This is a genomic window from Paenimyroides ceti (assembly GCF_030409925.1).
On sequence record NZ_JAUFQU010000070.1, the window covers coordinates 1 to 24,652 of the forward strand.

Annotated in this window: 30 protein-coding genes and 1 pseudogene; 24 read left to right on the plus strand and 7 right to left on the minus strand. The window is 30.7% G+C overall.

What is annotated here, in order from left to right:
• The 3 genes from QW060_RS24140 to QW060_RS24150 form a co-directional block, all read left to right on the plus strand.
• On the plus strand, positions 1 to 186 hold a 186-nt coding region (locus QW060_RS24140; protein WP_290365326.1), incomplete at its 5' end, for an outer membrane beta-barrel protein.
• A 20-nt stretch (positions 187 to 206) separates the two neighbouring features.
• Positions 207 to 362 carry a hypothetical protein gene (locus tag QW060_RS24145; protein ID WP_290365327.1) on the plus strand — a complete coding sequence of 52 codons (156 nt, stop codon included), beginning with the start codon at positions 207 to 209 and terminating at the stop codon, positions 360 to 362.
• 206 nt (positions 363 to 568) lie between these two features.
• Positions 569 to 748 (plus strand): hypothetical protein, encoded by a 180-nt coding sequence (locus tag QW060_RS24150; RefSeq protein ID WP_290365216.1) that lies wholly within the window; start codon positions 569 to 571, stop codon positions 746 to 748.
• On the opposite strand, the gene QW060_RS24155 is transcribed toward QW060_RS24150, so the two are convergent.
• The 3 genes from QW060_RS24155 to QW060_RS24165 are packed head-to-tail and all read right to left on the minus strand — an operon-like array spanning position 692 to position 1,863.
• Complete coding sequence (locus QW060_RS24155) at positions 692 to 982, minus strand: DUF262 domain-containing protein (RefSeq protein WP_290365217.1); 291 nt, start codon at positions 980 to 982, stop codon at positions 692 to 694. The two genes, QW060_RS24150 and QW060_RS24155, sit on opposite strands and share 57 nt — an antisense overlap.
• Positions 972 to 1,109 carry a hypothetical protein gene (locus QW060_RS24160; protein ID WP_290365218.1) on the minus strand — a complete coding sequence of 46 codons (138 nt, stop codon included), beginning with the start codon at positions 1,107 to 1,109 and terminating at the stop codon, positions 972 to 974. Before QW060_RS24160 ends, QW060_RS24155 begins: the two co-directional genes overlap by 11 nt.
• Positions 1,110 to 1,152: 43 nt before the next feature.
• Complete coding sequence (locus tag QW060_RS24165; RefSeq protein ID WP_290365219.1) at positions 1,153 to 1,863, minus strand: hypothetical protein; 711 nt, start codon at positions 1,861 to 1,863, stop codon at positions 1,153 to 1,155.
• A 485-nt stretch (positions 1,864 to 2,348) separates the two neighbouring features.
• On the opposite strand from QW060_RS24165, the gene QW060_RS24170 reads away from it, so the two are divergent.
• From QW060_RS24170 to QW060_RS24205, 8 genes are all read left to right on the plus strand, one after another.
• Complete coding sequence (locus QW060_RS24170; protein ID WP_290365220.1) at positions 2,349 to 2,579, plus strand: hypothetical protein; 231 nt, start codon at positions 2,349 to 2,351, stop codon at positions 2,577 to 2,579.
• A gap of 192 nt (positions 2,580 to 2,771) precedes the next feature.
• Positions 2,772 to 3,755, plus strand: a complete 984-nt coding sequence (locus tag QW060_RS24175) for a zincin-like metallopeptidase domain-containing protein (RefSeq protein WP_290365221.1) — start codon at positions 2,772 to 2,774, stop codon at positions 3,753 to 3,755.
• Between the two features lie 429 nt (positions 3,756 to 4,184).
• Entirely contained in the window at positions 4,185 to 4,784 is a 600-nt protein-coding gene (locus QW060_RS24180; protein ID WP_090410433.1) for a ParA family protein, read from the plus strand.
• Entirely contained in the window at positions 4,777 to 5,055 is a 279-nt protein-coding gene (locus QW060_RS24185; protein WP_090410432.1) for a hypothetical protein, read from the plus strand. The genes QW060_RS24180 and QW060_RS24185 overlap by 8 nt, the downstream gene beginning before the upstream one ends.
• Positions 5,039 to 5,263 (plus strand): hypothetical protein, encoded by a 225-nt coding sequence (locus tag QW060_RS24190; RefSeq protein ID WP_090410431.1) that lies wholly within the window; start codon positions 5,039 to 5,041, stop codon positions 5,261 to 5,263. The genes QW060_RS24185 and QW060_RS24190 overlap by 17 nt, the downstream gene beginning before the upstream one ends.
• Before the next feature lie 147 nt (positions 5,264 to 5,410).
• Positions 5,411 to 6,565: a hypothetical protein gene (locus QW060_RS24195; protein WP_290365222.1), complete on the plus strand. Its 1,155-nt coding sequence runs from the start codon at positions 5,411 to 5,413 to the stop codon at positions 6,563 to 6,565.
• A 1,197-nt stretch (positions 6,566 to 7,762) separates the two neighbouring features.
• Positions 7,763 to 8,560 (plus strand): topoisomerase C-terminal repeat-containing protein, encoded by a 798-nt coding sequence (locus QW060_RS24200; RefSeq protein ID WP_125019421.1) that lies wholly within the window; start codon positions 7,763 to 7,765, stop codon positions 8,558 to 8,560.
• A 242-nt stretch (positions 8,561 to 8,802) separates the two neighbouring features.
• Positions 8,803 to 8,979: a histone H1 gene (locus QW060_RS24205; protein WP_090410428.1), complete on the plus strand. Its 177-nt coding sequence runs from the start codon at positions 8,803 to 8,805 to the stop codon at positions 8,977 to 8,979.
• A 387-nt stretch (positions 8,980 to 9,366) separates the two neighbouring features.
• Here QW060_RS24205 and QW060_RS24210 read toward each other — a convergent pair whose 3' ends face one another.
• Entirely contained in the window at positions 9,367 to 10,860 is a 1,494-nt protein-coding gene (locus QW060_RS24210; RefSeq protein WP_125019420.1) for an aminotransferase-like domain-containing protein, read from the minus strand.
• 64 nt (positions 10,861 to 10,924) lie between these two features.
• Here QW060_RS24210 and QW060_RS24215 point away from each other — a divergent pair, with 64 nt between their 5' ends.
• The 5 genes from QW060_RS24215 to bioA are packed head-to-tail and all read left to right on the plus strand — an operon-like array spanning position 10,925 to position 15,565.
• A complete protein-coding gene (locus QW060_RS24215) occupies positions 10,925 to 11,551 on the plus strand; it encodes a hypothetical protein (protein WP_125019419.1) in 627 nt (208 codons plus the stop codon).
• Entirely contained in the window at positions 11,493 to 12,650 is a 1,158-nt protein-coding gene (locus QW060_RS24220; protein WP_290365223.1) for an aminotransferase class I/II-fold pyridoxal phosphate-dependent enzyme, read from the plus strand. The genes QW060_RS24215 and QW060_RS24220 overlap by 59 nt, the downstream gene beginning before the upstream one ends.
• Positions 12,651 to 12,652: 2 nt before the next feature.
• Positions 12,653 to 13,261, plus strand: coding sequence for a dethiobiotin synthase (bioD, locus tag QW060_RS24225; protein ID WP_290365224.1), 609 nt, complete (start codon positions 12,653 to 12,655; stop codon positions 13,259 to 13,261).
• Positions 13,258 to 14,256, plus strand: coding sequence for a biotin synthase BioB (gene bioB / locus QW060_RS24230; RefSeq protein ID WP_125019416.1), 999 nt, complete (start codon positions 13,258 to 13,260; stop codon positions 14,254 to 14,256). Before bioD ends, bioB begins: the two co-directional genes overlap by 4 nt.
• 43 nt (positions 14,257 to 14,299) lie before the next feature.
• Positions 14,300 to 15,565 carry an adenosylmethionine--8-amino-7-oxononanoate transaminase gene (bioA, locus tag QW060_RS24235; RefSeq protein ID WP_125019415.1) on the plus strand — a complete coding sequence of 422 codons (1,266 nt, stop codon included), beginning with the start codon at positions 14,300 to 14,302 and terminating at the stop codon, positions 15,563 to 15,565.
• Positions 15,566 to 15,870: 305 nt separating this feature from the next.
• Here the strand turns inward: bioA and QW060_RS24240 are convergent.
• A pseudogene (locus tag QW060_RS24240) lies at positions 15,871 to 16,751 on the minus strand (IS982 family transposase).
• A gap of 102 nt (positions 16,752 to 16,853) precedes the next feature.
• Here QW060_RS24240 and QW060_RS24245 point away from each other — a divergent pair.
• Positions 16,854 to 17,192, plus strand: coding sequence for a hypothetical protein (locus tag QW060_RS24245; RefSeq protein ID WP_125019414.1), 339 nt, complete (start codon positions 16,854 to 16,856; stop codon positions 17,190 to 17,192).
• 3 nt (positions 17,193 to 17,195) lie between these two features.
• Here the strand turns inward: QW060_RS24245 and QW060_RS24250 are convergent, their stop codons facing one another.
• On the minus strand, positions 17,196 to 17,660 hold the full coding sequence (locus tag QW060_RS24250) for a LexA family protein (protein WP_125019413.1): 465 nt from the start codon (positions 17,658 to 17,660) through the stop codon (positions 17,196 to 17,198).
• Complete coding sequence (locus tag QW060_RS24255; RefSeq protein ID WP_290365294.1) at positions 17,657 to 18,910, minus strand: Y-family DNA polymerase; 1,254 nt, start codon at positions 18,908 to 18,910, stop codon at positions 17,657 to 17,659. The genes QW060_RS24250 and QW060_RS24255 overlap by 4 nt, the downstream gene beginning before the upstream one ends.
• A gap of 45 nt (positions 18,911 to 18,955) precedes the next feature.
• Here QW060_RS24255 and QW060_RS24260 point away from each other — a divergent pair, with 45 nt between their 5' ends.
• From QW060_RS24260 to QW060_RS24290, 7 genes are all read left to right on the plus strand, one after another.
• A complete protein-coding gene (locus QW060_RS24260; protein WP_290365295.1) occupies positions 18,956 to 19,411 on the plus strand; it encodes a hypothetical protein in 456 nt (151 codons plus the stop codon).
• Positions 19,412 to 19,528: 117 nt separating this feature from the next.
• Positions 19,529 to 19,984 (plus strand): helix-turn-helix domain-containing protein, encoded by a 456-nt coding sequence (locus tag QW060_RS24265; protein ID WP_090410424.1) that lies wholly within the window; start codon positions 19,529 to 19,531, stop codon positions 19,982 to 19,984.
• Positions 19,974 to 20,537 (plus strand): PIN domain-containing protein, encoded by a 564-nt coding sequence (locus QW060_RS24270; protein ID WP_290365296.1) that lies wholly within the window; start codon positions 19,974 to 19,976, stop codon positions 20,535 to 20,537. Before QW060_RS24265 ends, QW060_RS24270 begins: the two co-directional genes overlap by 11 nt.
• 125 nt (positions 20,538 to 20,662) lie before the next feature.
• Complete coding sequence (locus QW060_RS24275; RefSeq protein ID WP_290365297.1) at positions 20,663 to 21,229, plus strand: recombinase family protein; 567 nt, start codon at positions 20,663 to 20,665, stop codon at positions 21,227 to 21,229.
• A gap of 198 nt (positions 21,230 to 21,427) precedes the next feature.
• Positions 21,428 to 21,826 (plus strand): hypothetical protein, encoded by a 399-nt coding sequence (locus QW060_RS24280; RefSeq protein ID WP_290365298.1) that lies wholly within the window; start codon positions 21,428 to 21,430, stop codon positions 21,824 to 21,826.
• A gap of 71 nt (positions 21,827 to 21,897) precedes the next feature.
• Positions 21,898 to 23,445 carry a type I restriction-modification system subunit M gene (locus QW060_RS24285; protein WP_290365299.1) on the plus strand — a complete coding sequence of 516 codons (1,548 nt, stop codon included), beginning with the start codon at positions 21,898 to 21,900 and terminating at the stop codon, positions 23,443 to 23,445.
• Positions 23,442 to 24,632, plus strand: coding sequence for a restriction endonuclease subunit S (locus QW060_RS24290; protein WP_290365300.1), 1,191 nt, complete (start codon positions 23,442 to 23,444; stop codon positions 24,630 to 24,632). Before QW060_RS24285 ends, QW060_RS24290 begins: the two co-directional genes overlap by 4 nt.
• Positions 24,633 to 24,652: the final 20 nt, after the last annotated feature.

The following is a 24,652-nucleotide window of genomic DNA, read 5'->3' on the forward strand; positions in this document are numbered from 1 at the left end:
ATAGCAGAGACATTTGTCATGCTCAATTCACGAGAACGTACATTCCAGGGTACTTCCCCTTCCATGAGTATGTGGACCGTAGGTGTGAAAAAAGAACTATGGGACAAAACCGCTAGTATTGGATTAAATATTACAAATCCATTCTGGGAAAAACACCCATTTCAAAAGCGAGGTATTCACTCCTGATTATACACAGACAAATAATATTGACACTCCCATTCCGCTCTTTTGGGTTGACCTTTAGCTATAATTTTGGTAAGGTGGATACGAAAGGAAAGGCTAAAAAAGAAAGAGGTATTAAAAATGACGATCAGAAGCAGGGAGAGTCTAATCAGGGAATCCAAATGGGTAATGGAATGTAAAACAGAGATCTTGCTGAATAGATAATGCTTGATAATAGGAGACTGAAATTTATTGTCCGTAATTACGACAGTAGCCAGATTGTTGTTTTTTTGTAAAAGATAAGCAGACTCATGGAAAGAAATTCATGGCAAGTCTTACGCTCATATCAAAATTTTTAAAGCAAAGGATTAATTATATCAGATTACATCACAAAAAGGGTTATTTAATGGATAAATTTTACAATGAGACATATCGTAAGTTGGAAGCTGCAATTCAGGAACAGGAGATTGAAATCGATTGTCTTTTATTAAGATCAGAGACAATTATACACCTGATTGTTAACTGTCTTTCAGAAGTAAAGGAATATGTTCAGAAAAGAGGATTTAAGAACATTTGTTGTAATTAACGTCAATGTAATTGTTCGTTGTTGTCCGTCAACAATGTCAGAAATATTGTCGTGATTGTGAACTACAAGCGTTCCCAAACGGTATTCTGATTTTTCTTTGTGTATTAAAATGTCGTCAATAAGTTGATTGACATTTTTTGTTGTCCATTTGTAAGGACGTTGGTAACTTGGAATTTGTAGAGAGTCATTTGTAAGCAACTCTCTTACTTTTATTATTTTCGGTTTATTCTCCATTGTGTTTTAAAATCGAATGTCGGGTTGCTCGGTAGTGGGGTTGCCCATAACGTTTTCGGGCTTTGCGTTCGGGCGGGTTTCGGAGCACAAAACTGTCAACCAGCACTGAACTTAAATAGAAGCACAAAGCTCCAAGTTTTCACGTCATCCCGCCTGACGCAAAACCCGTGTTATGCGGTCGGCTTTCTTTCATTCGTCAGTTGATTTTGTTCAAATTCATCAATTAGTTTCTCGCATTCGTTTTGGTCAGAAACATATCTGTCACTGTCAAATTGCTCCTTAAAATACTTATAAAGTTCGTCAAACTTGTCGCCAAAAATTTCTGTCCAAGATTGGTCTTGATTTTCTGTTAAAGTCAAATTATTTGCAGAAACTATTACAATTATTCTTTCTCCTGGCTTGTCGTCTTTTAGGTTTGATTTCCAAAAGTGAAAAACGATTTCAATTTGTTCTTTGTCTATATGTGTTACTTGCTCGTAAAGATATTCGTCTAATTGTGTCTGGTTAATCTGAATAAGATTTCCATCTTCGTCAACTTTATTGAATTCAACTTTTAGCTTTCCTGTAAGCTCAATTGTCAACGGAAATGCAATGTTGTCAGAGTCAATGGGCAAGTTATATCTCTCAATTATTTTGTCGGCAAAAACGTAAGTTGAATAGTCGTTAAGTATTAGGCTGAATTTATCAATATTATCATTCACGTCAATTACCCAACTGTCGTGTAGTTTGCAAATCAAATACTTTTTAAAAGTCCCAAGTCGGTTTGCGTTGTTCTCCAAAAAAGCTGAATAAGTGTCTGTGTTGAAGATTGGTTCGTCCAAGTCAACAAAGTCGTCAGCCAAAAATGGTGCAATTGTCTGTATGTTTCTTTTATCTGTCATTCGTCTCTGTGTCGTCTTTTAAGCTGCCGCATAACTCTCAAATATACGCAATAACATTTATTTAAGAAATTATTTGTTTATTCTTATCAACATAGGTATAATACGGGATATAATAAAAAGATATAGTGCGTAATTTGTATTTTAATTTTAAATTTTAATGCGATTTTAAATAAAATATATACAAAATACGAATATGGAAATTTAGGTGTTGATAAGCTCTTTTATTATATTGATTTTTTATAAATGAACATGATAATAATCCCACCCACCCTATTTCAAAGTTAAATTTCTATCTAACTGTTTAATACTTTACACCGGGAAATAACCCCTTGCTGTAAACAATTAAACAATAAATTCACAAAACACAACCTCTTAAAATCGGTTGAGTTTTTAGTCGTTCATTTTACGATAGAAATTAGTGTGTTTATCCCAGTTAAAAGGAAAAGTAATTAATGTTTTAATTTATTCTTTTTGCTTGGTTTTTATTGTTCCATCAACATATTGAAAAAAGATCTTCCTCTTTTTACATCATTCTACTCGGAGTGATCGCCATATATGGTTTTCTTGTTGCAAAATTATTGCCTATTCCGCTTTATAAAAATCTATTGAGGTTTCTACTTCTTAAGAACTACAAAAATAGATATCACATTAAAATCGTCATTATTTTTAGGAAAAATAACGCCAATTTTAAGGTGATATCTATCGTGTATTTCTAACTCGCAGACACTCCTAAATATATTTACCAGTCGAATCCATTTGTCAGCTTCAGTTCTGTAGCGGCCAAATGGATTTTTCCTTTTATAAATCGTTCGGTAGGCAATAGTTCTATTTCGCACAGAAAAGCCATAAGCGACAACTCACGAAGAATGATTAATAAAAATTGTAGAACTATTAAATATTATTTTATTATGGAAACAAATGTAAAAACTCCCCAAGCAAAAAGAACCTTTAAAACAACAGAAAAGAGCCAAGCTCAAACTACAAAGAATAATTATAACGATTTGTTCTTTAGTTCAATTATTGAACAACTGGAAAGTGTAGAAGAGAAACATTGGCAACATTTTTTAAAAGAAAATGTATCTTTTATGCCTGCTAATAGACTTTCTTTACAATCTTACACACGATTAAACCAATTTATATTGGCACTTGATATGTTGATAAATAAGCGTTCAAATTGCTATTATGCGACTTTTAATCAAATTACTAAATCAAAAGGTAAAATTAAGAAAGGTTCAAAGTCATTACCAATACAATACTTTAGTTATGATATTAGACATAAAGAAACGGAAGAACGTATTCAACTTGCTGATTTTAAGGCTTTAGATAGCACCAAACAAAAGCAATATCGGGTAAAAAGCTTTATGAAGTATTATCGTGTATTTCATACGGATAACGTTGAAAATATAAATGATTGTGAGTTTCCAATTATTGCTGATGTTGAACTCATTGAGCTTGACGAATGTGCCGAAAATTTTATTAATGGTTTAATTGAAACCAAAAATTTATCATTACAACATTTAGTACAAGGCGAAGCGTATTATATTCCAGGAAGAGATGAAATTCATTTACCAAAACCGCAGTATTTCAAAAATAAGGATGCATATTATTCAACTGTTTTTCATGAAATTATTCATTGGACAGGACACAAAGACCGATTAAACCGTTTAGACCAAAATTTTGAAGATGGCAGAAACAAATATGCTTTTGAAGAGTTAATTGCTGAACTGGGTTCTTTATTGTTTTCGTTAGAATTTAATTATTCGGAGCAGTTTATTAACTCAATTATCTATCTAAAAAGTTGGTTAAAGCATACAGCGGAAGAGAAAAAACATGAAATTTTAGAAGAAGCATTTGGTTATGCGAACAAAGCAATAAATTACCTTAAATCATAAACCTTTTACGCCTTTTAAAATAATAAAGGGCGTAAAAATTTGCCCCTTCGGGGCGGATTGGATTTATTCAGACGCTCCATCCATTAGTATTATAATAATTCTCTTACCCACCCACCCTATTTCAAAGTTAAATTTCTATCGACCTCCTTTAATACTTTACACTCGGAAGATAATCCTTTGTGCAATAATTAAAGGAGGCATTCACAAAACAAATCCTCTTTTAATCGGATTAGTTTTTAGTTGTTCTTTTACGATAGAAATTAGTGTGCTTAACCCATTTGTTATTAAGTGTTTATAAAATATATGTTTTATAAACGATAATAATATATAAATATATATTTATATGTAGATATATTAATATTTAACTATACAAATATTTGTATATCAATATATTTTGATTTATTTTTGATGAAAATTAATAGATGAATTATGGCTAAGATCATTTTATTTACTCATCAGAAAGGTGGTGTTGGAAAAAGTACATTATCTTATAATGTTGCAAATTTACTTAACCAAGATGCGAAGGTTGGCTTAATTGATTGGGATTATCAAGGTACTTTACTTCAAGTAAAAGACTTAAATGACCAGTTGACGTATATTGATGTGGATCGTAAAATTAATAAAATACCGCATGAAGATTTCGATTTCATCATTATCGATACACCTCCTTACCTATTCGAAGAAATACACTCATTGGTACAACAAGCTGATTTAATTGTAATACCAACGCAAGCGAGTATTAATGATTTATTAGCTATTGATAAAACTGTACAGATTATTAAAGATAATAATGCTGTAGATCGATCTTTAATCGTTTTTAATAGAATTAAAGCTAATTCATCACTTAAAGATAGATTAAGTGAGAATTTTAATGAGTTGGATGTTCCTATTGCTAACACAGTAATCAACGACTATGATGCAATTACCAACAGTATTGTAACCAAAGGAGTTGAAGGAAAGCACAAAGCGAGTAATCAACTTCAGAATTTGACAAGAGAATTAATGATTAAACTTTTAAGTAATGGCTAATAAAAAAGTAGATTTATCTGCATTAGTTAATCAGGTAAAAAAAACACAAGTAGAAACACCAGTACAAAAAGTGGTGCCGGTACAGAAACCTTCAACGTCTGAAAAAGGATTGTATGTAAAAGTTCCGAGTGAAATGATTACATTTCTTAAAAATAAAGCATCATTGATTGAGGGAATGACTGTGAAAGAATTAATTAATACTGCATTAGTAAACGTTTATGAGGAAGAATACAATGAATTCTTAAAGCGTTATCATGGAAAAGTCAAATAAAGTATATGTAGTAAACGTAAAGCTATTAAATGGTAACTGGGTTAAATATCGTGCTGTACAAGGATCAGCTGGAGTAAAACGCCTGGTTAAGTATTTTGATGAAAACTTTACAGGAGAAAACAAATGGTTATTCTGTAATGTTTATGAAAAAGAAAGTCAGCAACAAGTAGCTAATTATTTAAACGGTAAGAACCCTACCCGACCCTAAAATAAAAGAGGAGCCGAAGCCCCTCTTTCGAAAAACAAAATAAATTTTGTTTTCCTTTTCGTATTTCAAATATACGATTAAATTTTATTTGGTCACTAAAATAATTATTAAATTACAGCACTTTAACGAGAAAGAAAATTATAAGTCATGAATCAGGAAGAAAAAGATAATAAGGTAAAGGAAACGTTTAGCAGCAATAAGATTGCTGATAAGGTTAAGATTTCTAATGAATTTTATCGAGATCTATTTTTTCATGAAGATAATGGCAATTTTGTTGTTAAAGAATCTATGCCAATTGAAGCGAACCGTATTATAATTAATATTTTAAATACGTTACGAAACAAACAGTTCCAATATGGAGTTTCAGATGAGAGTTTTCAATTGGATTTATTTAAGAAAACATATTTAGAAGACGACGAATCTTATGCTAAAATAGTAATGAGAACTGCGGATATTTCTAAATCAAGAAATTTAGAGTTAACTAAAAAAGGACTTCAATTTTTAGTTAATTATAAACAAGAATGGCATACGGTCAAGTTTTATAACTCAAAAGGGGAAGTAGAAAAAAAACAATTTTATGGTGGATTAATTATTGATCCAACCATTTATAAAGGGCAAGTATCTTTTTATATTAATCCTTATTGGTTTAAAAAGATAGTAGCTTTAGCTAATTATAATTACGTTCTATATTCTTTAGTCTATTCTGTAAAATCTCACAAACAGTTCCTATTTGCACTCTGGTTAAATACTCTTAGAGAAGATGGAACCAAGGTTACTTTAGAATATATGAATAGAACCTGGGGAATTAACTACAAAGATTTAAGAACGCTTAAAAAAGGCTTTTTAGACCCGATTAAGAAAGTGTTAGACAAATCCTCCTCTTTCTCTTTTAATAGCTCTGTAAATGGAAATTACATAGGTATAACGAGATATCAACTTAAATCTATTGGAAGTGCAGCAGCAGAATCTATAAATTTATCAAGTCAAGATGATCAATTCAAATTGTATAAACTTTCTTATATTAAGAAAAGGCATAATTTTACTCAAAAAGAGTTAGAGCATTTAGAAAAAATCTTTGACATAGATTTTGGCGCAAAATTTCTTTTTAGTAATGCATATAAAAATGTGGTTAAGAGATATAATATTGCAAGAAGAAAGGATAAAACTAAACCTCTCGTTACTGATATTCCTTTTTCAGCATTGTTAGATGAAATTCAAGAAGAAGTTATTTCTCTTTATTCTGCAACGAAGCATGCTCAAATATCTCCCAAAGGTTACCCAATATTTAATGCTCCGTTGTAGGAGCATTTTTTATTAATATTTCGACATTCCACTACCCATATTTAAGGTGAGGGTCTAATATTTTATTCGAAATTTCAATGTATATAGTAGTTTCGATTATAATATCTGTTTTAATATTCGACATTCCACTACCCATTTTAAAAATAAATCGAAGAAATTAATATAGAAGGTTCTTTTATTACATTTCGAGATTCCACTACCCTTCTTTACGAAGGATTTTTGTAACTTATTACTATTACAAGTCACACAGTAGTTGCAATTAATTAATCTAATTTTATATTCGAGATTTCACTACCCATCACTATATTAAGCTTTTCATATATCACTATTACTTATATAACTATTTCGAGATTCCACTACCCATTTAACTTTAATTAATTAAAAATAAATTATATAGTGGTTGAAGTTAGTTAGGTCCGATATCTAACATAACTTTTAATTTTCGACATTCCATTACCCATCGTTATATAAATGTACTGATATTTAAACTATGTTTAAATATATTTTCGACATTTCACTACCCATATGGTATTAATGCATTAATTATCATTTGTTTATACAAGAGTAATTTGGACAAGTAAGCACATATTTGTGTTATTAATCCTAATATAAATTATTTATTTATCGTACCTTTATTAAGTTAGTAATTAAAAATCGACATTCCACTACCCAAAAATCAATGAAAAATCACTATTCTCCTTTATTTCGAGATTCCACTACCCACATTTTATGCATTTTTTCCCTTTAATATTCGAGATTCCACTACCCATTGAGGTTTTTTTGATTTTAGAGTCAGTTTTTAAGGTAAATAATCGAGATTTCACTACCCAAAAATCGACATTTCACTACCCACGTGAGTTTATTTCGAGATTCCACTACCCAAAAATCGAGATTCCACTACCCATTCAATCGATATTCTACTACCCATAACTTCGAGATTCCACTACCCAAAAAAGCATAAAGTATAGAGTGTAAAACATTAGTAAACAATGTTTTATACCTTAAAAAAACGGTTACTTAAAATTAATATTAAAATTAATATTAAAATTAAAATAAGAAACGTTCAAAATCATATTCCCATTTTAAAAGGAATTTTTTTAATCATTTACCCATTATTGATAAAAAAGTCCGAAAAGGAAAGACGATATTTTCACCAGTGCCCGGCGAATTTTTGTAAATAATAGCTAATTTTATAGAATGAAACGAGTTGGTACATGCCCCATTTGCAACAAAGGGGAGCTTTTAGAGTTTGAGGATAAATTTCAATGTAATTTCGTTGAAAATAATAAGCAGTTGTGCAATTTTTTTATTTATAAATCTTATTCGAAAAAAATTATCACTCCCGAAATGCTATTTGACTTACTTCACAATTACGAAACAAAAATTTATTCAGATTTTGTGGATGATAAAGGTGAAAAATTTGAAGCTGCATTAAAAATAGTACACGGTTATATTAATTATAAGTTTGGAAATCAAATTGTAGATAATGTTAAGTGTGTTAATTGTGATGGCGAAATTCTAAGAACAAAGCAAGGCTGGGGATGTGAAAATTATTTTAATCGAAAATGTGGAATGTTTATTTACCGTTCTTATAATGGAACTGTAATGACTGAAGATATTGTAAGGTTATTAGTTACTGGCAACTACACTCCTTTTTTAAATTTTACTTCAAAACAAGGAATTAATTTTCAAGCAAAACTTTTTGTAAATGACAGTACTTTTCAAGTGCAATTTGATTACTCTTTAGGAGATTGTCCGAAGTGTAGCGGTACTGTATTAAAAATGGAAAAATTCTTTGGTTGTACTAATTACTTATCAGATATTAAATGTGATTTTATAATTTGGCCATCTATTTTTGACTATAATTTATCTTTTATTGATGTAGAAATATTACTTAGAGGAGATCAAACTGATGTTAAATCTTTTAGGTGGAAAGATAAGAATTTTGAGGGAAGGCTTTCATTAGATGAAAATTTTAAATGTAAAGTGTCATAATAACTTACTTGTTATCATTTATTTAAAAATATATATGTATAGTAATATATATAAATATACATATAAAAAAATATATACATATTTAAATATAAATATAGCTTTATATTTAAATATTGTTTTATAATTTAGTCTTCTTTTTAAGATGATTACGATAATTTTCAATTTTAAAGCATTAAAATATTAATGTAAAGTTCCTCCCTATTACTGTTTCAAATGCTATATTTGCATAAAATAGTATTATAATGAAAGAACTTTTAGAACAATTGAACGCAGAATTTGAAACGTTCAATTCAGATGCTCAATTACAAATGGAAAAAGAAAATAAAGCTGCTGGAACTAGAGCGAGAAAATCATCTTTAGCTTTAGAGAAACTTTTAAAAGAATTTAGAAAGTTATCTTTAGAGGAATCTAAAAAATAATAGACAAGCCGTATACATTAAGATACGGCTTTATTTTTTGATTATAGTACGATATATATAAATATATACATATGTAAATATATACATATGTAAATACATGTATATAAGCATAACTATTGTACAACTCCAATTTTCAGGACCATAATAGGGTTTTATAAAAGTGTAACTCTTACATTATCTTAAGCAGCGATTTTTCATAAATTTCAATACAACCATAATTTTTTATAAATTTCGCTATAAGTTTTTCTACTTTAGTATATTATAAAAAAGCAAAAATGATTTTTCTAAAAGAGGCAATAGACATTCATGTTTTTTATTTTTAAATTAATTCCTTACCTTTCTACTTAACTTACTTATGTGATAAATATCTACTTATCTCCCATATTATTAATGAGAGGTGGATATGCTTACTATACTTTTTGATAATATTTCTATGCTATTTTTCATTTCTTCAGTTGTTAGATGTCCGAAACCGATTCGCATAGCAGTGATAGATTTGTTTTGATAAAGTAATGTTCTTGGAATTAACAAATTATATTTAACACATTCTTGGCTTATTTTGAGTAGATTAACTGATTTTTGCCATTCTATCCAATAGGCAAGCCCACCAGTAGGAATTTGATAGTTTATATCATTACCGAATGTCTCTTTTAAAATATTTGCAAAATTATTACGACGCTGCTGGTAAATTTTTATTGACTTTTTTAAGTGACGATGTATTTCACCCTCTTCTATTAACTCCCCCAATACCTGTTCCATCATAATATCTCCTTCTCGATCAATAATGCCAAGATATTTTCGCATTTCATATATTAGATTTTCTGGAGCAACAACAAATCCAGTTCTAAATCCTGGTGGCAATGTTTTTCCAAAAGAACCTACATACACCACCATACCGTTGGTGTCTGCACTGGCAATTGGAAGTGTGGTGTTTTTGTCATACTGAAATTCGTAGTCATAATCATCTTCTAAAATAACAAAGCCAAATTCATCAGCAAGTTGAAGAAGTTCCATTCTTCTACTACCGCTTAAAGTTACAGTTGTAGGATAATGATTGTGTGGTGTAAGGTATAGCGCCCTAATGGTTGTATGCTCACATAATTCTCTTAATTTGTCAACTTGTATACCGTATTTATCTATAGGAATTGTTAGGATTTGGGCTCCATTTTTTTGAAAAATCATGTTAATGGCAAAGTAACTTGTTTCAGCAACAACAACTTTGTCTCCTTTTTCTAATAAAATTTGAGATATAATATAAATACTTGCATCAACTCCTCTTGTTATAAGAATATTTTTATCTGAAATATGTAATCCTCTAGTCAAATTCAGATAATTAGACAGTTGCTTTCTAAAATAGATACTTCCTTCTTCTTTAGAATAAGCCCATTTTTTTTGATTTTGTTTTCTTTTTAAGCTAGCCGAATAAAATTTAGTAAAGGTCTCAATTTGTGTGACTCTGTAATCTGGAGTACCATCATTCCATCGATACAAAAAATCACCATATTCGTAAGGATTATCAAGAATATTAGTCTTATTGAAACTAAATCCCGTTTGTCTTGGATAGGAATAAAGCTGTAGAGATTCTGAGCTCTTAATTTTTATCTTTTCTGGTTCTTTATCTAGAATAAATGTCCCTCTATTGGAATGGATTTGAACCCAACCTTGCGCATCCAATTCTTCATAAACTGCTATAATGGTTTTTCTGTGAACACCTAAAAGTTCACTAAGCGTCCGACTACCAGGTAACTTCAGACCAGTAGGTAGATAACCTCTTTGGATAGCATTGATAAACTGAAAAGTAATTTGTAAGTAAATAGATGTAGAAGAATCTCGATCTATAGATATGAAACTTTGAAAAGGAATATTAACCGGACTACTCATGATATTTAAAATGGTACCTTATAGTGTCCGGAAAGATAATAATTTTGTCGCACAAATAAAAACAATGAATTTTTACAACCTTTTACAAAAAATAGTTCAGCAAAATGAAATGCATGCTAAATGGCTGAATACGCTGTCTTTCATGGAAAATGCAGGAGCAAGAAAAATATCTGCTTGCGAGCATCCGACGAAAGTTAGTTTAATTCAACTTAAACACGCAGCAGAAGAGCATCGTCACGCTTATTATCTGAAAAAACAAATTTTAAAAATCAGTCCTGAAGTCTGCAAAACGTATAAAAATAATGAACTTTTGGCTTCCATTGCAACGAGGCAATACTTACACTCTTTAGATATTAAAGCTTGTAAATATCTTCAGCAGAATTTCAATTTGAATAAAGAAGATTTGAAATATGCGGCTTATTTATTTGTGACCTATGCTATTGAAGTTCGTGCTGATGAATTGTACCCTATTTATCAGGATATTTTAACTAAGGTTTCTTCCAAAATTATAGTGAAATCAATTATTCTAGAAGAAGAGGGACATTTGGAAGAAATGATTAATCAATTGGAGGAATTTTCGGAAGACTGGAAGGTTCATGCAGAAGTTATTTTAACCATTGAAAAAGATTTATATGAGCAGTGGGTTAATGCAATTTCAAAGGAGGTTTCAAAATGGAATCATGCACAATAATTTCCTCTATTTTAAGGAAGCTTTAGAAGAAAGAAAAGAAAACGGAATCTTAAGAATTTTAAAACCAAAAGAGAAAGGAATCGACTTTTATTCCAATGATTATTTAGGATTGGCTACAAACAAAGAATTTCAGGATTTATTATTAAAAAAAATCTTAGAAAATCCCGAATTATTAAAAGGGAGCACAGGCTCTAGATTAATAAGTGGAAATAGTTCTGTTGTTACCGAAGTCGAAGATTTCATTGCCAAAGAACATAAATTTGAATCAGCTTTACTTTTCCCTTCTGGATATAATGCGAACTTAGCTCTGTTTTCAACACTTCCAAATCGACATGATACGATTATTGTGGATGAAAAAATTCATCGGTCTGTGCATGATGCTTGTAAAATGTCATATGCTAAGAAATTAAAATTTAAGCACAATGATGTTGAACATTTAGAGCTAATTTTAAAAGGACAAAATGGGATTTGTTATGTGGCGATTGAAAGTCTTTATTCGATGGATGGGGATATTGCTCCTGTTAAGGATATTGTCGAAATAACGAAAAAATATAAAGCACATCTGATTATCGATGAAGCGCATGCTTTTGGTGTTTTTGGGTATGGTTTGGTTGCTCAATTGCATTTGCAAAATAGTGTTTTAGCTACGGTAATTACTTACGGAAAAGCTTTGGGAACGCATGGTGCATCTATTTTAACAAATGAAGTAATTAAATCTTACCTCATTAATTTCGCAGCCTCTTTTATCTATACAACTTCAGCACATGATTTTCTATGGATGAGTATAAAAGAAGGATATAATTTTCTAGAAGCAAATCAACATTTATGCGTTGAATTAAAGAAAAATATTAAAATTTTTCGAAAGCATAACCTTCAAAGTATTTCTTCAGAAAATAGTCCAGTTCAGGCAATTTTAATTACCAATAATCGTCAATTAATAGCTTTGAAAGAAACTCTATTTGATAGTGGATTTTTGACATATGCTGTTTTCAGTCCCACGGTAAAAGAAGGAACAGAAAGATTGAGGATCTGCTTGCATAGTTTTAATAAAGAAGAGGATATTATAACGCTTACAAATATTATTAAGCAAAACATTTAAAAATGAAATTATTTATTACTGGAATCGGAACAGAAATAGGTAAAACGGTTTGTTCGGCAATTTTGACAAAATATTTTAATGCAGAGTATTGGAAACCCGTTCAATCTGGAGATCTCGGTTTTTCAGACACCATGAAAGTCAAAAAATGGGTTGGAAAAGATACAGTTTGCCATGCAGAAACCTACTGTTTTCAGTTGGCAGCATCACCGCATCAATCTGCAAAAGAAGAAGGAATTACTATTGATTTAAATAAAATAAAACTTCCTGAAACAAAAAATAATCTTATTGTAGAAGGTGCTGGGGGACTCATGGTTCCAATCAATGACAGTGAATTTATTATTGATTTAATTGAAGAATTAAATCTCCCAACGGCATTGGTTGTCAAAAATTATTTAGGTTGTATCAATCATACTTTATTGTCGATAATGCTTTTAAATCAAAGAAAAATTACATTGCAATATTTAATTCTCAACGGAGACTTCCCATCAGATACTGAAAGGATTATTTGTAAAAATATTTCATCAGAAACAAAAATTATAAGAATTCCGGAAATCGAAAACATAACAAAAGAAAATATAGAAAGTATTACAAAACAATTAGAAAAGATATGAGAGATAAAACAAAATTGAGGAATGATTGGACCAAAGAGGAAATCGAAGAAATTTATAATCAGCCTTTACTAGAATTAATCTACAAAGCAGCAAGCGTTCACCGCGAATGGCACAATCCTGAAGAAGTTCAAATGTCGACATTGTTATCTATTAAGACAGGTGGTTGCCCCGAAGATTGCTCTTATTGTGGACAAGCGGCACGTTATCACACGGATATAAAAGTTCAGGCTTTGCTGCCGACGGAACAGGTGATTGCACATGCTCAAAAAGCAAAAGACAGTGGATCCTCACGTTTTTGTATGGCAGCAGCGTGGCGAGAAGTTCGTAACAATCGTGATTTCGATAGAGTTATTGACATGGTAAAGGGTGTAAACGAACTTGGAATGGAAGTTTGCTGTACGTTAGGAATGCTTACCGAGGAACAGGCAATTCGTCTTCAGGAAGCAGGATTGTATGCTTACAATCACAATTTGGATACTTCGGAACAATATTATGAAGAAATTATTTCAACAAGAACTTTCGATAACAGAATTAATACTATTAACAATGTCAGAAAAGCAGGAATTACCGTTTGCTCAGGGGGAATTATAGGCCTTGGAGAAACACACGGAGACAGGATTTCGATGCTTTTAACGTTATCGACAATGCCAAAACATCCAGAATCTGTTCCGATTAATGCATTATCTAGAGTCGAAGGAACACCGCTTCAGGATAATGAAAAAACGAATACTTGGGAAATGGTTAGAATGATTGCTACAGCGAGAATAATTATGCCGTCATCGATGGTTCGACTCAGCGCAGGAAGAATTGAAATGACCGAATTTGAGCAAGGGTGGTGTTTTATGGCAGGAGCCAATTCTATCTTTACAGGAGAAAGAGAAACCCTTTTGGTGACCCCAAATCCAGGAGTTTCGGAGGATATGCAAATGTTGCAGACATTGGGATTAAAACCAATGAAAAGAGCATCGGAAAAAGTTATAAGCTGTGAATTATAAGTTAAGAGTTTGTTTTTATAATTTCTAAAATCTAATTTCTACAATGAGTTTACAACAACGCGACAAAGACGTCAATTGGCATCCTTATACGCAAATGAAGATTGCCGAAGATACAATTCCTATTGTAAAAGGAAAAGGAGTCTATCTTTTTGATAATCAAGGGAATCGATATATTGATGCGGTTTCTTCATGGTGGGTAACGATTCACGGCCATGCACATCCGTACATAGCACAAAAGGTTTCGGAGCAGTTGAATACGTTGGAGCAGGTCATTTTTGCCGGATTTACACATGAACCCGCTGTCCAGCTTTCGGAGAATTTATTAAGTTTATTACCTGATAATCAACAAAAAGTTTTCTATTCGGATAATGGTTCGACTGCTGTTGAAGTAGCTTTGAAAATGTGTATTCAATATTGGTATAATCAAGGGAAGAAAAAGACGAAAATTCTCGCTTTTAAAGACGCTTATCATGGCGATACCTTTGGTGCAATGTCGGTAAGCGGAAGAAGTGTTTGGACGAAACCGTTTGGAGAAATGCTTTTCGAAGTTATTTTCATGGATACACCGACTTCAGAAAATTTGAATGATTTAAAAGCAATTATTCAAAATCATTCGCAAGAAATAGCTTGCTTTATTTATGAACCTCTGATTCAGGGAGCTGCAGGAATGTTGATGCACAAAGCGGAAGACTTATCAGTATTAATGAAAATTTGCAGAGAACAGAAAGTTTTAATGATTCAAGATGAAGTCTTTACCGGATTTGGGAGAACAGGAAAACTATTTGCTGCCAATTACCTTTCTGAGAAACCAGATATTATGTGTTTTTCAAAAGGATTAACTGGAGGAACAATGCCTATGGGAATTACTACTTCCTCCAATGAAATTTTCGAAGCTTTTTTGTCGGATGATAAATACAAAACCTTATTTCATGGACATTCTTTTACTGCAAATCCGTTAGCTTGTACCGCGGCTTTGGCAAGTATGGAGTTATTATTGAAAGAAGATACTTTGACTCATATTAAATTAATATACGAGAAGCATTTAAATTTTTCCAAAACATTACAACAACATCCAAAAGTTGAAAATGTAAGATTGATCGGAACTATTTTAGCTTGGGAAATTAAAAATGATAAACAAACTTCTTATTTTAATGAAATAGGTAAAATTTCATATAATGAATTTCTGAAAAGGGGAATTATTATGCGTCCGTTAGGAAACGTAATGTATCTCGTTCCACCTTATTGTATTACATCTGAAGAATTAGATTTGGTTTATAAGAATATTTTAGAAGTAATGGATTACTTATAATAAGACATTCTTTAGTTCGTCTTAAGATTAAACATACTTAAACTCTAGAAATAATTTTGTTTTTAGAGTTTAGTTTTTTTCTCCACTAAAATATAAAACAAAATTTATTCGAGAAAGTTCATTTAAAACTCCTGAATACTCAGAAAGGGATTGATTTTATGTCTGATTCATTTATTAATATTAGAGCATTCTGTAAATTTTGTTACTAAAAATGTTTTCATACACTCAGGTCTATTATTTAGTTCCTAAAGGTTTACAGGTAGTATCCAAATTATAACTTTATTACTTTAACCCGTAGTGCATTATTAAGTTAAATTAATTTTCAGATTATTGATGTTTCTACCAAACACGAACCTGTTTAAATATTGTATAGTGGTTAAGGTGGTTATTTTGGAAAGAATCCTTGTTTTAAAACCTTTAAAAGATTTAGCATAATTACGTCTAATCATAAACTGATCACACAATTGTGAGAACAAGGTTTCTATACGTTTTCTAAACTTTTTAAATTGATAAAATTGTGGTTTGTAGTCTTTCTGATTTTTTCTTTTTGGCGTTTCCAATTGTATATTTACCTCATTAAATAAGTCTAGCTGTATAGTGCTAGAAAGATAGCCCTTATCGGCAAGTATCACACAATCGGATAGTTGCAATTTAATATCTTGTAAATAATGAATATCATGAACCGAAGCAGGAGATAAATCAAAGCTCTGAAAAACACCATTAATTGAACAAACAGCATGTAATTTATACCCGTAAAATGTAAGTTTTGAGAGGCTCAAAATCCTTTATTTGGAATAGCGTAATCTGTTTCTTTACAAATTTTACTACGTGATGAGCGTGAAATTTTACAAACCTCCAACGGCATACTATCTACTACAAAAAAGGTTTCAAACTCATTAAATTTTTCAACCATTTTCATTCTGATTTCTTCCATAAATGGATATAGTTTTCTTTTTCTTCTGTTATAAACGCTTCGCTCAATTCTGGATGCAATTTCAAAACCTTTTATGTCTCTAAAAAGTTGATGTTCAGAATCAATCGATTTGAATTCCGCCAAAATCATTAAGCTAATCAATTCTATATCAGATAGCTTTGGCTTTATTGGCTTGAAATACATATTTTCAAATTCTGCTATTTTACGTAATTCGATTAAAATTAATTTGTAACTTGCTTCTAAGTTACTCATAACTGTATCTGGTTGTAAGTCAATACAATATACTAATTGTTAGTGTTTTGAGCAACTTTTTTTATAATGCACTACGGGTATATAAATATAAAAAGTCACTTCATGGAGATAACTGGGGAACAATTAATAGCTGCAAATAAGATTTATAACTATTTAAATAGTATTACTGATTTAGATCTAGAATTAAAAAATAATTGGACGGATATCAGCAGTGATATGATTGAGTTTTTGCAATCTCCAAAACTTATAACTTATTTAAAAACAAATACTAATCTTAATGGTATTTTAAACCAATCAGATTATAAAAGTATGAAAGGCGAAATATTGAAAGATAGGAAATTTATTATAAATTGTGTTCTAAAATATAACGTGAATGATGAGATTTTTAGTCCAGAAGAAAAACAAGGTGCTTTAGATTTCTTTTTTGGTTCAAATGAATAAAATTTATTTTCTTTTTCTTTTATCTCTGATCACAGCATCAACTACTCCAAGTATCACGACTTCGTCGCTTTCATCAATAGTTACACTTTTTGCATAATCACTATTCAAAGCCACTAAGCGATTATTCGCTTTATCGTATCGTTTTAATGTATATTCTGAACTATTAATAGACACAACTATATCATCTCCATCCGTAGGGTAATAGTCGGAACGTATGATGATAATATCGTTTTCTAAATACTCTGGATACATTGATAATCCTTTCACACGATTTACAAATGTACTTTCTACTTTAGACAGATAACGTTCGTCTAAACTGATGCGATCACTTAAAAAATCTTCTGCAGGAGATGGGAATCCAGCACAAACTCCACCACATACTTGTACATACTTTTTTTCTCCTTCTGCATGGATGGTTAGGTTTTCTAATTCAGTTCCAAAATAAGGTGCTTTTTTAAATGTTATCATTGTATGGTAAGTATATCATTCCAATTTGTTGTATAGTTAGGACTTAATAAATCTTGTCTCATTTTCCATGTTTTATCTAATGCTTGAGAACCAATTTTTAATTTTTTAACTCCATATTTAAAATTCATTTGATCCATAACATTCATCAGTTTTCGATGCTTTGGGTGCTCGTCTTCGAATAAATTGAATTGTTTTTCACTTTCGGGTGTTATTCCACCAACTATAACACCCGCTTTTTTATAGGCATACCCTTTTTTATAAATAGCATCTAATCCAATTTTTGCATATTTAATAATCTCAATAGATGAATTAGTAGGGAAGGGGATAGTTACATTGATTGATTGGTAATATTGTGGTTTATCTGTTTGAAATCTATTGGTAAAAATAAAAACAGTAACTATTCTACAAGTAGAATGTTGGTTGCGTAATTTTTCAGCACAGGTGGTTGCAAAAGTAGCAATGCGCTCTTGTAGATAGGTTTTATCTTCATACGTTTTATCAAAAGATCTTGTCGTAGCAATATTCTTTTTTGTTTTTACATCTTCAAGTTCCATAGCAGATATGCCTTCTAATTCCTTTTTTAGTCGTAAACCAACTACAGTAAGTTCCTTTCGGACATATTCATCAGGAAGATTTGTAAAATCTAATGCTTTATTTACTCCTTTTGCCTTTAATTTTTTAGCAAATTGTCTACCAATACCCCATACATCTTCAATAGCTAACCATCGCAAAGCTTTAATCCGTTTTTCTTCGGAATCTATAGCATATACACCTTCTAATTGCGGATATTTTTTAGCTATCCTATTGGCCACTTTAGTTAATGCTTTTGTGGGCGCAATTCCAATACACGTTGGAATTAAAGTGTTTTTAAGCACTTCTTTCCGTATCGCTTTTGCATACGATACTAAATCATAATTTTCAAATCCCTTGAATTGTAAAAAGCTTTCATCTATCGAATAAACTTCTAAATCAGGTGTATATTTTCTAAGGATTCGAGTTACACGGTTACTCATATCGCCATACAGAGCGTAGTTTGATGAAAATACATTTACACTATTATCCTGAAATAACTTTCTGTATTCAAAAGCGGGTGCTCCCATTGGAATACCGAGTGCTTTTGCTTCGTTAGAACGCGCCACAACACAGCCATCGTTGTTGCTTAACACAACAATTGGCTTATGCCGTAATTGAGGTTTAAACACCCTTTCACAGCTTGCGTAAAAATTATTACAATCGACTAAAGCATACATCCTACAAAATTATTAAATTAGTAAACGTGCTAAAGTTAAATTATTATGATGCCAAGAAACGTCGTTTGTTTAGCGTTAGATTTAGGAAATTCATTAGAACCTGAGCATATATCTAACATTGAGATTGTAGCGAAAAATTTAGAAGATTTTAATAATCGTTTTCAAACAGATTTTTATCTTTTTTATGATACGGATGGATATACTTTTGAAATCCCTGAACAATTTATAATTAATGATTTATTAAATTGGTTTGTTGAAGGTATTGGAGAATTATTAGCTTTTTCATATTCCCCAACTCGGGACAGTTATTTTGATTTAAATTCTTATTTAAATGATCGCAAAACAGAGTTAGACTTTTTACATAGTTTTGAAATGTATAACAATTATCGTCAACGTTATATTGATTATGCCCCATTAGGATTTTTAGAAGAGGACTCGTACTTTTTTATAAAAGAAAATCTTACTAATTTGATATTAGATTATTCCCGAAAATTTAATTGATAAGACCAATTTCTGCAAGTTATTTATTTACTAATAGGCGAAGTTTAAAATTATTTATTTTCGTTTATTTTGTTTGTTTCGTTTATTTCGTTTAAATTTGTTTAAATAATTTAAAGTATGGAAGCATTAGACTATATAAAAAGACCCACTAAGAAAGAACAACGAGTGGCTATTGAATCTTATTCAGCACTTTCTTCGATTTTATCACAATTGAAGCAAGATGATACTGAAATAGAAATCGAAGAAACAAACGACAGAATTAAAATACCTTTTAAGGCTTTAAAACTTTTAAGTGAAATTTTAAAGTCAATGAGTGAAGGAAATCCAATATCTATTGTCCCTATTGCAACGGAAGTAACTACTCAAAAAGCAGCTGAAATATTGGGTTGTTCACGACCACATTTAGTTAAACTTTTAGAGCAAGGTGAAATTGATTTTACAATGGTTGGAAGACATCGTCGTATTCTATTTGAAGATGTAATCAAATATAAAAACGAAATGAAGCAAAAACAGAAAAAGCATATCATTGATATTATGAACTTTGATGACGAAATAGGTTTATATGATTCATAGTGTAAGGTACAAAGCTGTTCTTGATACCAATGTAATATTTCCTATCGTTATTAGAGATTTATTATTTTGGTTTGCTCATTATGATTTATATACCCCAAAATGGAGTAAAATCATTTTTGATGAATGGAAATCTGTAATGATTCGAAAGGGAGTTGAATCTTCACAAGCAGAGAAGCGGATTAACGTAGCAAATTTGGCATTTCCCGATGCTTTAGTATTAAATTATGAAGGATTAATTGATAATTTAAATTTACCTGATAAAGATGATAGACATGTATTAGCTGCTGCTATTAAAGTAAATGCTAATATTATTGTAACGAATAATTTAAAGGATTTTCCGGATGATTATTTAGACTCTTTTGGATTGAAGGCAGTTTGCGCTGATGATTTTCTAACGGATATTATAGATTTAAATCCAAAAATAGCCATTCAAGCTTTTAAAGATTTGGTATTAAATCGCAAAAACCCGGCAATGGATGAATTTCAAGTATTAGAAAGCTTTAGAAAAAATGGATTAAATCAAACAGCAGATTATTTACATGCTCTTTTGTAATTTAATTATACCAAAAATCGACCGTTTTCTAGGACTACTTTTTAGTAGTCTTTTTTTTATTTCCTTTAGTGCTTTTTATCGTTATTTTTATTAGTTTCGTAAAATAACCTTTTATAGTACTTTTTATGATTATAGGATATGCGAGAGTTTCTACAAAAGATCAGAATCTAGAAAATCAAATTGAACTGCTAAAACAACGTAAATGTGAGAAGATATTTTCTGATATTGCGAGTGGAGTAAAAGAAGATCGAAAAGGTTTATTAGAACTTTTAGAATTTGCTCGACCAGGTGATACAATTTTGGTTTATAAGAATGATCGCATATTCCGGTCACTTAAAAATATGGTGGATCTAATTGAAACTTTCAATCAAAAGAAGATTCATTTTAAATCCATAACAGAACCAGAATTTGATACCCAATCTGCAAATGGAAAATTTTTACTTCAAATTTTTAGTGCAGTTGCAGAATTTGAACGTAATCTTATTAGCGAAAGAACAAAACATGGATTAGAAGGAGCAAGGAGACGCAATGAAACTTTAGGTAGACCTAAAGGTATTTCTAAAGAAACTCTTGAAAAATACCAATATGCAAAGCATCTTTACGACAATAAAAAAATGAGTATTGATAAGGCATGTAAACAAGCTGGAATAAGTAAAACAACGTTTTATAGAGTAGAAAAAAGCAATATATAAATATATATATATTTCTATGAATTATATTATCCCACCAAATGTATTATTGTAAATAAAAAAATTTTATTTTTTAGACATCGAAGTAGATTATCACTATCATGGTAGAGTAATATAATGATTTCTATAAAAATTACATAAAAGGGTAATTGACGTATAATGTCATGCTAAATTGCTATTTTTAACAAAAATAACTTTATTATGGAAAACATAATTGTAATCAACAATATTGAAGTTGAAATTTCTAAAATCTATCAACAAAAAACGTACTATACTTTAATTGAAGGTACACCCGGTGAAGAATTAAATGATAAGATTTTGGCTGAAATTAAAGAACAAGCTAAAAGTATCTTCAATAGAGATTCATTTTACGTTATGGATCCACGTGAAAATGCCGATGACAATTTTCCTCAAAATACCATTATTTTAGAATTAATGGTTCTTAATGATTTAGAAGACTATTCTCCATTAACAGTTATATTTTTTCAAGATAAATATGCTTTCCCAATTACAGCGGAAAATATAGAAAGTATAAAAGAAATACCTATTGGGCTATTATGGTCAGATAATAATTTGAATTCAAGAAAGCATTTACAATAAATCCATAATTTGAATCAACAACAAAATGTTCTTTTTATACCTTTAAAACAAATAAATACTAAAACTAAATAATGACAACCACAGCCCAAAGAGCAGAACTACAAGCAAAAATATGGAAAATCGCCAACGAAGTACGTGGCTCAGTAGACGGATGGGACTTTAAACACTTTGTGTTAGGAACTTTATTCTATCGTTTCATAAGTGAGAATTTTACTAGTTATATCGAGGGTGGTGACGAAAGTGTAAACTATCCAAAATTAGCAAACGACATTATTACACCGGAAATCAAAGACGATGCTATTAGAACAAAAGGATACTTCATATATCCAAGTCAATTGTTTATTAACGTGGTTGAGAAAGCAGGTAAAAACGATAATTTAAATACAGACCTAAAAGCAATTTTTACAGATATAGAAAACTCAGCAAATGGTTATGATTCTGAACAAGACATCAAAGGTTTATTTGCAGATTTCGATACTACAAGTACACGCTTAGGTAATACGGTTGAGGAAAAAAATAAGCGTTTAGTATCTATTTTAAATGGAGTTTCAGAATTAAACTTTGGAAAGTTCGAAGAAAGTCAAATTGATTTGTTTGGAGATGCATATGAATTTCTAATCTCGAACTATGCAGCTAATGCTGGAAAATCGGGTGGTGAGTTTTTTACTCCTCAAAACGTTTCCAAATTAATTGCGCAATTGGCAATGCACAAGCAAACTTCTGTAAATAAAATTTATGATCCTGCGGCAGGATCTGGTGCATTGTTATTACAGGCGAAAAAACATTTCGATAACCACATTATTGAAGAAGGATTCTTTGGTCAAGAAATCAATCATACCACTTATAACTTGGCGCGTATGAATATGTTTTTGCACAACATTAATTACGATAAATTCAACATTCAATTAGGAGATACTTTAACGGAGCCACATTTTATTGACGATAAACCATTCGATGCGATTGTTTCTAATCCTCCGTATTCAGTTAATTGGGTAGGATCTGATGATCCCACTTTAATTAATGACGATCGTTTTGCACCGGCTGGAGTTTTAGCACCTAAATCAAAAGCAGATTTTGCTTTTGTATTACACGCGTTGAATTATTTATCAAGTAAAGGACGTGCAGCCATTGTATGTTTTCCTGGTATTTTTTACCGTAGTGGGGCAGAGCAAAAAATCAGAAAATATTTAGTAGATAATAATTTCGTTGAAACAGTTATCAGCTTACCAGGGAATTTATTCTTTGGAACTTCAATTGGCGTAAATATTTTGGTTTTATCTAAACACAAGTCAGAGTACAAAACGCAGTTTATTGATGCCAGTGGGGAGGAATTTTACAAAAAGGTAACTAATAACAATATGTTAGAAGATACCCATATTGATAAAATTATGGATTTGTTTGATTCGAAAGAGTTCAAAGAACACGTTGCTATTACCATTGAAAATGAAAAAATTGCAGAAAACGATTATAACCTTTCGGTAAGTACGTATGTAGAAGCTTTAGATACACGCGAAGTTATAGATATCAACGTATTAAATTCTGAATTAGAATCTACGGCTAAAAACATCACAGATTTACGTAACGCAATTGATAACCTTGTAAAAGAAATCGAAGGATGAGCAAATTAGAAGAGTTGTTACAAGGAGTAAATGTAGAATGGATTCCTTTGTATGAAGTTGCAGCAATGATTAGAGGTGTTCGTGTTACTAAAAAAGATTTAATCGAAAATGGCAAGTATCCTGTAGTCTCTGGAGGGGTAGGATTTATGGGATATGTAAATGAATATAATCGTGAAGAAAATTCAATAACAATTGCTCAGTACGGTACCGCAGGATTTGTAAAATGGCAAACTGAAAAGTTCTGGGCGAACGATGTAGCATTTACTATATTTCCAATTAACGAAGAATTAGTACTAAAAAGATTTTTGTACTACTTTTTAATAAGTAAACAAAATTTTTTGTACGAGATTTCAAATAAAATTGCTGTTCCATATAATATTTCAAAAGATAAGATTTTAAATATCCCAATCCCAATCCCTTGCCCTGATAATCCAGAAAAATCCCTTGAAATCCAACAAGAAATTGTTCGCATTTTAGATGAATTAACTTCTTTAACGAACCAATTAAAAAATGAATTAGAAACGGAACGCCAAACCCGTAAAAAACAATTTGAGTTCTTCCGTGAGCAGTTGTTTAGATTTGAAAGTAAGGATGTGGAATGGAAAACTTTGGAGGGTATATCAAAATTAATAACAAAGGGTACAACACCTAAAAGATATACAAACAATGGAATATCTTTCATAAAAACAGAGGCCTTTGATGGCTCTATAATAGTTCGGAAAAAATTATCATTTATCGATGAAGATACACATCAAAAAGAATTAAAGCGCTCAATATTACAGGAGAACGACATTTTAATTACTATTGCGGGAGCAACAATAGGGAAATGTGCCATTGTACCGAGAGAATTACTGCCCGCTAATACTAATCAAGCATTAGCAATTATAAGATTAAATAATTCAATTGTTATAAAGTATATCTTTCATTTATTGAAATCGGGTCTCATGAAAAGTTATATAGAATCAAACTCGAAAGGGTCAGCACAACCTAATTTAAATTTAAAGCAATTAAATGACTTTTTAATACCTGTTCCATCCATTGAAGAACAAGAACGCATTGTTCGTTTATTAGATCAATACGATGAAGCCACCAAAAACATTGTAGCGCAATTAGAAAAAGAAATAGAACTCAGAAACAAGCAGTACGAATATTATAGAAACTCGTTACTAAACTTTTTGAAAAATTAATTAATAGCCTACTAACTATT